Source organism: Empedobacter sedimenti (genome assembly GCF_030005555.1).
In the GTDB taxonomy this organism is placed as follows: Bacteria; Bacteroidota; Bacteroidia; order Flavobacteriales; family Weeksellaceae; genus Empedobacter; species Empedobacter sedimenti.
This window is the reverse complement of sequence record NZ_JASCQG010000011.1, coordinates 147,431-158,895: the sequence shown is the minus strand read 5'-3', so window position 1 is coordinate 158,895 and position 11,465 is coordinate 147,431. Positions and strand designations below refer to the sequence as shown.

The 11,465-nt window shown below is 32.8% G+C and carries 11 protein-coding genes and 1 tRNA gene; 2 read left to right on the top strand and 10 right to left on the bottom strand.

Going from position 1 to position 11,465, the window contains the following annotated elements:
* Positions 1–2: 2 nt before the first annotated feature.
* The 4 genes from QHG34_RS11685 to QHG34_RS11670 all read right to left on the bottom strand — a co-directional run bounded on the left by QHG34_RS11685 (position 3) and on the right by QHG34_RS11670 (position 3,434).
* A tRNA-Gly gene (locus tag QHG34_RS11685) sits at positions 3–75 on the bottom strand.
* 164 nt (positions 76–239) lie between these two features.
* On the bottom strand, positions 240–725 hold the full coding sequence (locus QHG34_RS11680; protein WP_282630390.1) for a DNA-deoxyinosine glycosylase: 486 nt from the start codon (positions 723–725) through the stop codon (positions 240–242).
* A gap of 3 nt (positions 726–728) precedes the next feature.
* On the bottom strand, positions 729–1,424 hold the full coding sequence (locus QHG34_RS11675; protein ID WP_282630389.1) for an AIM24 family protein: 696 nt from the start codon (positions 1,422–1,424) through the stop codon (positions 729–731).
* A 96-nt stretch (positions 1,425–1,520) separates the two neighbouring features.
* Positions 1,521–3,434: an ABC-F family ATP-binding cassette domain-containing protein gene (locus QHG34_RS11670; RefSeq protein ID WP_282630388.1), complete on the bottom strand. Its 1,914-nt coding sequence runs from the start codon at positions 3,432–3,434 to the stop codon at positions 1,521–1,523.
* Between the two features lie 126 nt (positions 3,435–3,560).
* Between QHG34_RS11670 and QHG34_RS11665 the strand changes: the two genes are divergently transcribed.
* Entirely contained in the window at positions 3,561–3,869 is a 309-nt protein-coding gene (locus tag QHG34_RS11665; protein WP_282630387.1) for a hypothetical protein, read from the top strand.
* A gap of 1 nt (position 3,870) precedes the next feature.
* Here QHG34_RS11665 and QHG34_RS11660 read toward each other — a convergent pair whose 3' ends face one another.
* Positions 3,871–4,338, bottom strand: a complete 468-nt coding sequence (locus QHG34_RS11660; RefSeq protein ID WP_282630386.1) for a hypothetical protein — start codon at positions 4,336–4,338, stop codon at positions 3,871–3,873.
* 11 nt (positions 4,339–4,349) lie between these two features.
* Positions 4,350–5,408, bottom strand: a complete 1,059-nt coding sequence (locus QHG34_RS11655) for an NAD(P)/FAD-dependent oxidoreductase (protein WP_282630385.1) — start codon at positions 5,406–5,408, stop codon at positions 4,350–4,352.
* 69 nt (positions 5,409–5,477) lie between these two features.
* Here QHG34_RS11655 and QHG34_RS11650 point away from each other — a divergent pair, with 69 nt between their 5' ends.
* A complete protein-coding gene (locus tag QHG34_RS11650) occupies positions 5,478–6,530 on the top strand; it encodes an endonuclease/exonuclease/phosphatase family protein (RefSeq protein WP_282630384.1) in 1,053 nt (350 codons plus the stop codon).
* Positions 6,531–6,709: 179 nt separating this feature from the next.
* Here QHG34_RS11650 and porN read toward each other — a convergent pair whose 3' ends face one another.
* The 4 genes from porN to porK are packed head-to-tail and all read right to left on the bottom strand — an operon-like array spanning position 6,710 to position 11,400.
* Positions 6,710–7,612, bottom strand: coding sequence for a type IX secretion system ring subunit PorN/GldN (gene porN, locus QHG34_RS11645; RefSeq protein ID WP_282630383.1), 903 nt, complete (start codon positions 7,610–7,612; stop codon positions 6,710–6,712).
* Positions 7,613–7,635: 23 nt separating this feature from the next.
* On the bottom strand, positions 7,636–9,204 hold the full coding sequence (gene porM, locus QHG34_RS11640; protein ID WP_282630382.1) for a type IX secretion system motor protein PorM/GldM: 1,569 nt from the start codon (positions 9,202–9,204) through the stop codon (positions 7,636–7,638).
* A 51-nt stretch (positions 9,205–9,255) separates the two neighbouring features.
* Positions 9,256–9,927 (bottom strand): type IX secretion system motor protein PorL/GldL, encoded by a 672-nt coding sequence (gene porL, locus QHG34_RS11635; protein WP_282630381.1) that lies wholly within the window; start codon positions 9,925–9,927, stop codon positions 9,256–9,258.
* A 33-nt stretch (positions 9,928–9,960) separates the two neighbouring features.
* On the bottom strand, positions 9,961–11,400 hold the full coding sequence (gene porK / locus QHG34_RS11630) for a T9SS ring complex lipoprotein PorK/GldK (RefSeq protein WP_282630380.1): 1,440 nt from the start codon (positions 11,398–11,400) through the stop codon (positions 9,961–9,963).
* Positions 11,401–11,465: the final 65 nt, after the last annotated feature.

Here is an 11,465-nt window from a genome sequence, read left to right as displayed (position 1 = left end):
AGAGCGGGAAACGAGACTCGAACTCGCAACATTCAGCTTGGAAGGCTGACGCTCTACCAATTGAGCTATTCCCGCGTTTGTGAGTGCAAATATAGACCACCTTTTTTAAATACAAAACTTTTACTTGATAATTTTTTAATGTTTTTTTGACACGAATAGCTAAGTTTCTCAACTTAAAAAAATTAACACAAAATAAAATTTTAAACTTTATTTATTCAAACATGAAATCAATTCAGAAATTAATCTAAAATCAGTGAGTTTTTCCAAATTTCAGTCAATCTATCTATAGAAAATTGTGCATTTGCTGGACTTGTACTTGGTAAAGAAATATAAATTATAGTTGATTTTTGTTCAAAATAACGTTTAAAAAGTTGTTCTGCTTTCTTTCCATTAAAAATTATTTGACGAATTGAAGGATTTTTTTGGAGCATTTCTTCTATTTTATTTGGAACAACATCTTTCATATCGACATCCATGCTTCCTTTTCTCATTGCCGAATAAGCAACATCCCAAAGTGCTATATGATTATTCTTAATCAAGTTTTCCCTTACTTGATAATCATTAGAAAATTCTTCATCTAAAATTGTAAACATTATTTTCCAAAAACGATTTCTTGGATGACCATAATATTGATTCATTTCTAAGGACAAATCACCAGGCAAAGAGCCAAGAATTAAAATCCTTGGCTCTTGTGCTATAATGGGTGAAAATGATTGTTTAATCATTTATTATTTACTTTCTTGCATATAAACTTCTTCGTAAGGCTGAATTAAAACCCAACCGCTACCCGAAAATTTCATTTGAAACTCTTCGCCACTTCCTCGTCCTAAAAGACTTTTGAACGAAACGTTTGATTTAAGCTCTGGAGATAGATTACCAGACCACGCAACAGTTGCATTAGGATCTGTAAATACTGGGTTTTCTGGCGTTACCAACAATGTCAATGGATCGCCGTGTGTAGAAATTGCTACCATTCCAGAACCTGATAACTTCACTTGAAATAATCCGCCAGCCATCATTCCTGCAATACTTTTCAGCATCGTAATATCACTTTTTAATGACTGATCGTGTGCCAAAACATCATTTCCGTTTACACAAATCGCTTCATTATTCATTTGCAAAATCTGAACTTTCTTTCCTGAATCCGCAACATACAAACGTCCAGAACCTTCGGCTTTCATTAATTTTGCACCTTCGCCAGACAACGTTTTCTTTAGAAATTTACCTAATCCACCCGAAAGCATTCCTTCGCGTTCAAAATTGATATTTCCCGTATAAGCCACCATGCTACCAGCTTTTGTCCAAACAGCTTGGTTTTTCAAATTAATTTCTAACATTTGAGGTTTTTCTAACTCAAAATAATCATGTTCAGCATCATTTTGCTTAGTTTTTTCGATAAACTGACTGATTGTATATTCACTCATCTTTTAGGTTTTTAAAGTTGTTTTAAAGATAAACTTTTTTGCATAAAAAAAGTGTTACATAATCGTAACACTTTAAAATTTATATTAATTAATCTTTTATATAATTTGTTCAGAAACCTCCTCCCACTCTAGCATTTTATTATCCAAATCATTTTTTAGTTTTGTATAATCGTCTAATTCTTTTTGTGTTTGAGAACCTGAATGCAACTTATTTTCTAAATCAGAAATCTTTGTTTCGAAATCAGAAATCTCTGATTCTATACGAGATAATTTATTTTTTAAACGTTTCTGCTCTTTCTCTTCCTCAAAAGATAAAACTCTTTTCGCTTGTTCAATTTTAACTTCAATTGGTTTTTCTTCTTTTGGTGCAGCTAAATTAACTTTCTCAACATCACGGAAACTTCCCGCTTTAATCTGCGCTAAATAATCGTCAATACCTGAAAGATATTCTTTTACTTGACCATTACGGAAATCGAAAACTTTGTCTACTAAACCTTCTAAAAATTCACGGTCGTGAGAAACTAAAATCAAAGTTCCTGTATATTTTTGTAAAGCTTTTTTCAACAATTCTTTTGATACAATATCCAAGTGATTGGTCGGCTCATCCATGATTAATACATTGAACGGACGCAATAATAATTTACATAAAGCCAAACGATTACGCTCTCCTCCCGAAAGAACCGAAACTTTCTTCTCCGAAGCTTCACCACCAAACATAAAAGCTCCTAAATAATCGCGAACATGTTTACGCGTTTCTTCTGTTGCAGAATTTTCTGCTTCTTCTAAAACCGTTAATTTATCATTTAAAACATGTGCTTGATTTTGAGCAAAATATCCGATTTCTACATTATGCCCGTGTTTTATTTTCCCAGAATGTTCTTGTTCATTGATAATCGCACGCGATAATGTCGTTTTTCCTTGACCATTTTGACCAACAAATGCTACTTTTTCACCACGATTTACATAAAACGAAACGTGATCAAAAACTTGGTGATCGCCAAAAGCAACTCCTACATCATCTAACTCGAAAATAATTTTACCAGGCTGAATTGCATCCACAAAACGGATATTCATCTTCGTTACATCATCATTTTCGATTTCGATGCGTTCTATTTTATCTAATTTTTTGATTAATGATTGCGCCATCGAAGCTTTGTTGGCTTTTGCACGGAATTTAGAAATCAAATCTTCCGTGTGCTTAATCATTTGCTCCTGATTTTTCTGTGCTTGTTCTAATTTCTCACGACGATCTTCACGCAATTCCAAATAACGCGTATAATTCGCCTTAAAATCTGATATATGACGATTCGCAATTTCGATGGTACGATTGGTTACATTATCCAAAAATTGACGGTCGTGCGAAACTAACACAACAGCACCTGGATAATCTTTTAAGAAATCTTCTAACCAAACAATCGAATCGATATCCAAGTGATTGGTAGGCTCATCTAAAAGCATTACATCATGTTTTTGCAACAATAGTTTAGCCAATTCAATTCGCATTCTCCAACCTCCCGAAAATTCTTCTGTTGGACGGTGAAAATCTGAATTTTTAAATCCTAACCCCATTAAGATTTGCTCTATTTCAGCATCTTTTGTATAACCTCCTAAAAGACCAAAACGCTCTGTAAAATGCGAAATATCTTCTATTAATTTTCCATATTCGTCTGATTCGTAATCCGTTCTTTCAGCTAACTCTTTGTTTACAAAATCAATACGATTCTGAATCTCAACTAATTGCTCAAAAGCCGAATCCGCTTCTTGCCAAACTGTTCTTCCTTGTACAAAATCAATATCTTGCGATAAATATCCGATTGTAACGTCACCTTCGTAAACAACTTCACCTTCTGAAGATTGCTGACTTTTGGCTAAAATTTTAAGCAAAGTAGATTTTCCTGCTCCATTTTTCCCTACCAAACCAACACGGTTTCCTTTGTTGATGCGGAACGAAACGTTTTCGAATAAATATCTACCCGCAAAATAAACTCCTAAATTTTGTACTAATAACATTTTGCAAAAATACAATGTTTTTTGTTAGATGAAAACTTAACACTTTAAGGTTTTGTAAGATAACTGAAAAAAGTAAAAATAAATTCTAATAATGATGTATATTTAACTAAAAATAAAGAAGTTATTATGAAAAAATATATTGCATTATTCTCTTTAGTTATGATTGCGACGTTATCATTTTCTCAAAATTACACTTTAAAAATTGATTCTTTGAATAGTAAACAAACAACTAATTTTAATCAATTTAATCGTTTTGTTTATAAAACAAGTCTTGAAAAAGATTTAAAACTAATTCCTTCTAACAGAAAAATAGATATAAATAATCCAAATTTTGGAAAAGTGAATTATGATATTTCTAACCCAAATAAATCGACTGATTTACCAAACTTTTTCATTCATGGCGTTTCTAACTTAATTGCGAGTTTACTGAAATAAATTAATTATTAACCTTGATTTTGTAACTCAAAAAATACAACGCAAAACTAATTAAAATCGAAAAAGTTGCTGGCACAAAATAAGCCAATGCAAGATTTTTGGTTGCAATAAAATTAATTGGAAGATTGATTAACCTGAATTGAAAAATTAAAAAACATAATACCACTATTGATACAGCTATTTTCCAATCGTAATTGCGTTTATGGTTGATAACAGAACATAAAACATACGCTAAGACAATACCAACAAAACTCAAAATTGTTTTCATTGTAGCTAAATTTTTCAGTTTTTGGCTGATTCCGAATTCATCACTTTTTCTGACCAAAAAAGCAAAATTATCTTTTCCCATTGAATGAATTAATTCAATCAAATCTAATTCAGCCAAAACGTAAAATTGTTGAATTCCTAAAAATAACAAAACGCTTGCTACGAGCTGAATCGCGAATATTTTTATATTAAAATTTTTCATTCAAAATTGGTTTAAAATCGATCATAGAAACGTGCAATATCTGCTTCTTTATCGATTGGTTGATTATTCTCTAAAAATTCGTACAAATCATCTACCATCACAGGCGCCAACATTGTTCCACGCGTTCCCATTCCATTTAGACAAATCAATTGTTGATGCGTTGGATGCGCTCCAATAATCGGACGACGATCGACTACCGTTGGACGAATAGAAGCATGTTGTTCTACAACTTCAAAATCATCTTTGAAAAAATTCTGAACACCTTCAACCAAATACTTTTTAGCTTCTTCAGTGTTTTCATAATTCACATGATCGCGATCGTAAGTTGCGCCTACAAAATATTGATTATTTTCTAAAGGCATCAAAAATTCTTTTCCTTTAACAACAGCTTCTGGTAAATTAGCTTCAGTTTTTATTTTCAACACTTCGCCTTTTACTCCAATTACAGGTAAATTTTTGAAATAAGGATTACTCAAAATATTATAACCTTCGGCAAAAATTACTTTCGTTGCTTCGACATTTTTATAGCTCGTTTGATTATCTGCTAATTTTAATTCTGCGAAATCAAAAGTTTCATCTAAAAAAGAATCATTTTCGACCAAATAATCTTTAAAATCAGTCAAAAGATTCGTCAAATCTACACGACCTGTATGCAAAACCTCGCCAGATCCAATAGGAGAATTAATCGAAGAAAAAACATTCAATTGTTCTGTATCAGTTGCTAAATAATCAATCAAATCTGGATGAGTTGTCGCTTTTTTCAACCATGTTTTTTTCTCTTGTTCGTCATTAAAAATTCTAAAAACTGGAAAATTGTAGATATATTTTTTGTTTAATAATTCTTCAAATTCACCAAAAACTTCACGCAAACGATTAATTTGATGCGTTGCATTCCAAACAATTGAAAAACGTTTTAGCACAACTGGATTAAAAATTCCTGCAGCAATCGCTGAAGCTTTATGAAAATGATCATCAATAACGACAAAAGATTTCTTTTCTTGTAATAATTTCATTGCCATACAACTCCCTGCTACACCTTGACCAACGATTATATAATCTATTTTTTTCAACTTCAAAATTTGATACAAAGGTAATTAATGTTTCGGTTTTCGTTATCTTTATGAAACAAAATCAATCTTATGCAACTTCTCTTTTCAATACTTTCTTGCCTACTGATTATTTCAGTTTTAATTCCATTCATTAAACATACACATTGGAGTATTCGTGTTTTTGACTATCCCCGATTTCAGAAACTTATTTTAATTATTGCAACTAGTATTTTATTCATTTTTACACCTAAAACCTCGCTTACAATTGGTTTGTTTATTGGTTTAATACTCGCTTCTATTTATCTACTTTGGGTTATTTTACCATATTCACCATTTGGAAAAAAAATGATTGAACAAGTATCCTTAAAACCAAATGAAAAACCTTTGGATTTACTAGTTTATAATGTTTTACAAGACAATACGAAGTACCAAAACTTGGTTGAGTTAATTAAGAAAAAAAATCCTGACATTGTTTTTTTATTGGAAACGAACAAAGAATGGATGGAACAAATAAAAAGTGCTACAGATAATTTTGAGTACAAAATTGAAGTTCCTTTAGAAAACACATATGGCTTATTGTTTTATTCTAAATTACCTATAAAATACCAAGAGATTAATTATTTAATCAGTACCGAAATTCCTTCTATCATTGCTGATATCGAATATAATAATCAAATTGTGCGATTGTATGGTTTACATCCAACACCACCTGTTCCGCAAGAAAATGAAGAAAGCACAGAACGTGATGCGGAAATTTTGATGATTGGTAAACAAGCAAAAGAATACGGAAAGTCGTGTATTGTTTTTGGTGATTTGAATGACGTTGCTTGGAGCAGGACAACTCGTTTGTTCTTAAAGACATCGCAAATGTTAGATCCTCGTCGTGGTCGTGGAATGTATAGTACTTTTCATGCGCATCACTGGTTTTTACGTTGGCCATTGGATCATTATTTTTTAAGCTCTCAATTTAGATTAGTAGAAATGAAAAGGGAACCCAATATTGGATCTGATCATTTTCCGATTAGTATAAAGTTAGTCCTAAGAAGTGATGATGCTTCGGGAGAAATGAAATTAGATGCTGAAGAAAAAATTGAAGTAGAAGAAAAAATTGAAGAAGGAATTGAAAAAGGTGATGCGAATTAGATTTTAGATTTTAGATTTTAGATTTTAGATTTTAGATTTTAGATTTTAGATTTTAGATTTTAGATTTTAGATTTTAGATTTTAGATTTTAGATTTTAGATTTTAGAAAGTTAAATTCTTATAAATACATAAACAAAAAAAATCCAGTCAATTGACTGGATTTTTTGTATTGTCTTATGATTAGTAATTCCACATATCAGCTTCTGACTGAATGATAGAGTTTCTAATTTTGTGATGTTCTTCTAACTGACCTTTTGAATCATTTGGAATATAATCCTCGATCATCTTCGTACCATACATTGTCTGCGCTTTGTAAATAACAGAACTAAATCTGCGAGCATTTAACATCTCATCATACGTAATAGCAGAATTAGAATTACTTGGATTAAATACTGTTGCATTAACTAAAACGTTACGAGCATCTGGATACCAAATCCAGAATAAATCTACAAATGTTCCGTCAGCAAACTCAGTTCCTAAAGATTGCGCATCAGGTCCCATAATTGCCAATCCTAATAAACGATATTTCAACTCTCCTAAACGACGATCAATGTACCAAAGACCTTTCGTTTTAAGCATTTTGATATCTGCAGATTTAACTTTGTAATTAAAGATAGCTGCTTCATCAGGTTTCTCTCCAGCAGCAACCATATCGTAATAATATTGTTGCGTATCTTTTTTCTCATTACGAGCCATAATCTGTTCAAAACTCATTTTCGTCTGAAAATATTCGTCATCATAGACTTCTTTAATCTTTTTACTACGAACTCCTTCAACTAATACATCGTATAAAGATTTTGAACTTTGAACTAATTCATCACCTGCTAAATAATAAGGCTGATTAAGACGTTCATTCAAATCAATTACTTCCCATACAACTTTCGACCATAAAACATCTTTATCTTCGATAAAACCATATTTCATAGGATCTTGAGCCGTACTGATTGTATCTCCAGCTTCATCAACTCTTGTTTTATTTTCGCGCTCTTTTCTTAACTGTTCCGGAGAAACAGCGTTAAGAACATTTTGCGCCATTGTAAGAGTTGAGAAAAAACTCATTAAACCAAACAAAAGATACTTCATATTTTAAATTTTTACTTTTTAAATTATTGTACTTGAATCGCGATAGATGATGCTTCTCCAGTTGCTCCTGAATTAGTACGATACTTAATATCGAATACACCAATGATATCACCTTTTTTCGCTTTAGATATTGCTCCAGCTGCTCCAGACATTTTACTTCCAGAAACACGAACTGTTGCTTGACCAGGTACACGTACATTAAATGACGTTACTTCTCCAGATACTGGGAATAAGAAATCTGGCCAATCTACACGAATTGTTTGAGCTGCAATTCCATTATCTGGAATAGCTGGACTCGTTTTACCTAAAATTACACCACGAGCTGGTGGAACTGGTTTTACGCGGAATGTTTCGCGAACTGATAATGTTTTACCTGAACTTGCTCTTGCAGATGCAGTAAACACAACTTCGCTTCCTCCTCCTGCTGTATAATTCCATTTATTTGCTCCTGCTCCAGAAACTGATCCCGAAGAAGCATTTAAACTAACTGGTCCGTTTGCTCCATTAATCGTTGCCGAAATTGGATTAGATACTCCACGGTAAACTACACGTAAATTATCTGCAACAATAGATCCTCCTGTTGGATCTTTTTCAATGATCTCAGCAGCTTTTTTATCCAAAGTTTGTGCCACAACTTGGTAAGTTGACGGTGCAATATTTACTGTTTTCGTTTGTCCGTTTGATACATAAGTAATACTACCTGTTAATTGGTGCATACCTACTGATGATGTATTCAATTTGATTGAAGCTTTACCATCAACAACAGAAGCAGAACCAACACTTGTAGAAACAGAACCTTTGATTGAATTATCGTAAGCTCCTAAAACTACATTAAGTACAGCTTCGTCACCAACTTTCACAACACCTGGTGATAAGAATAAACCTTGGAAAGCATCCAACTCAATTTTTTCTTCTAATTTACCAGATAATAATGCTCTTACTAAGTTACCTTCTTCTGTACGCGCATCCATTTGCATTTTAGATAAATTCGTTAACGATGCAACCATTGGTTGATCATAGAATTTCTCTTGCATCCAGCTTTGATTTTTCGATTTTGGAGTTGTTCCAAAGAATTCGTTGATACGAGCTTCAGCATTTTTAGCATCTGGGCTTTGTTTTGCAAAAGTCATTAAGAAATTTCTGAAACCATCAATTTTACTTGTAAACTCTTGCGCTTTATCATTTCCTTGATCACCACCTTTTCCTTTAAAAAATAAAGAAACAACTGGCTCAGTATTAGATAATGCATTGTAGTCTGTATCTTCTGATCCAGAAACAAAATCAGCACCAGCTAATTCTTTTTTCAATCCATCAATATAAGCAACAAAATCATTTGTTTGCTTTTTAACTTCTGCAGCATCTGCTTGAGTTTTTGCATAAGTTGGATCATCCTTCGCTTTAAGATCAATTTGACCATAGAAGGTATCGTTATTTGTTTTTGTTAAAGTCGTTGTCGACTCTAGCGATGTATTTATCGTTTCGAAAGATCTCAATACCTCACGATCCACGTTCAAAGCCATCATTGCAATGAACACGAGATACATCAGGTTGATCATCTTCTGACGTCCGGTTAGTCTACCACCTCCTGCCATAATAATTTATAGAATTAATGAATAATTAGTTTAATTTATCGGTTGCAATGATTAGTTATTTTTCATTGCAGAAAGCATACCTCCGTATACTTTGTTTAATGCATTAATGTTAGCAGAAAGTTCTTGCATTTCTTTCAAGAATTGCTCTGAACTACCTGAAGATTTTTGCATTTCTTCGATAAATTGTTTATTTAATTCTACTTGTTTTTGGCTATTTACGATTTGCTCAGCATATACAGCGTTTAATTGACTGATGTTTGTAGATGCTTTTGCTATTTCGTTACTATATTGTTCTGTAGAAGCTACAGCAGTTGTTGTTGTATTTAATTCGTTAACAGCTGAACCAAATTTATCTAAAGAACCACGTAATCTTTCGAAAACCTCTTTGTCTAATTTAGCATCTGCTAAAACTTTGTCTAATTCGGCAGTTAAATTGTTTCCTGCAGTTGCAACAGCAGCAGTTTTTCTTTGAACTGGTTCTCCACTTAATAATTCTGGGTACGCTTTTTCCCATTCATAACTTCCTTCTGGTTTGTCGAAGAATGCTGAGTATAAGAAAACGAATGCCTCAGCTACTAAACCAATTGTTAAGATTAAGTTAGCCGAAATCGGTCCTAAATTAGTGTGCGTAATTTTACATAATGCCCCGATAATTACTACTGCGGCAAAGAAATTATACAAAAAATTTGTAAGACGTTCTTGTTTTGAAGCTTGTACTGCCATATGAGTGCTTTTTAATTTATTGTTTTAAATAGTTTATTTGGTTTTTCTAAAATTTACTTTTGATCCTTCTGGGAAAGATTGTACTGTACGGAATCCGATGAAACTTCTTGCCGAATCTTTGTTTTCCCAGTCACGAGATGATACCATTAATAAGTATCCTACATCTTTCCAAGATCCTCCGCGTACACTTCTGTTTGTTTCTCCAGACATTGTAATTGATGGATTTAAAGAAGATGACATTGTGTAAGATGATCTGTTGTATGGAGAACTTGTCCATTCAGCAACATTTCCTGCCATATCGTATAATCCGTATCCGTTAGCTTTAAACGTTTTTACTGGAGCAGTATACATATAACCTGTTTTCTTACCATCGTTGATTTCTAAATAATCACCACGTTTTGGTTTGAAGTTCGCTAAATAACAACCTCTATCATCTGTTAAATAAGGTCCTCCCCATGGATAAGGTGCATTTTCTAAACCTCCTTTAGCCGCATATTCCCACTCAATTTCTGTTGGTAAACGGTAGCTAATTACTTTAACTTGACTTCCTCTTTTCTTTTTACTTGCTAATGCTGTATTGTGGTATCTAGTACGGAAATCACAAAACGCTGTCGCTTGATTCCAATTAACACCAACAACAGGGTAATCTGCATAAGCTTTGTGCCAGAAATAATCTTGATGCATAGGATCGTTGTAAGAATAATTAAAATCTCTTACCCAAACTGTTGTATCTGGATAAATATTTAAATTAAATTCTTTACGAAAATCTACACGAAAAGTACCACGTTTCTTAGCAGCAGCTGTTTGGTCAACTGTTACATAAGAGTAGTTTAATTTACGTGTGTCAATACGTCTTTCTCCATTCATACGCTCTTCTGGTGGGTAATACATACCTTCCATCACTTCTGCGTAATCAACATCTGGATACTTATATTTATCCCACTCTAAACGTTGTTTCCAGTTTAACTTTTTACTATCTAAAGACTGTCCGTCTCTTCCTGTATTACTATTTTTAATGTACTCATCATATGGAGTTCCTTGTCCGTTTTGTGAACCAGAAACGAATGCATAATCTCCTATACCTCCAGCTCCGTTATTAGGATTCAAAGGATCAAAACCTAATGATTCTGCTTTATTAGCTAAAGCAGTACGAGCGATAGAATCTTTTACATAATTCACAAAAATCTGGTATTCAGAGTTTGTGATTTCTGTATCGTCCATATAGAAACCTGTAACAGTTACTGTTTTTACAGGAGCATCATTTGTTTTTGTAAAATCGTAATCGGTTTGTCCTAAAACAAACGATCCACTTGGAATCGGAACCATTCCTTTTGGACGAACTGGCGTCCAGGCTGAAGATGCTTTCGAAACTATCTGTCCATCATTTCTATCACTACTCCCTCTGTTTTTCAACATTTTACATGAAGATAAAGAAAGAGATAGCAACAATGCACTTACCAAAATTCTATTCATTCTGTTATAGATTTATTTTTTATACAGGTTTTATACTTTAGTTTTCAACTAATAAGCCTACAAAT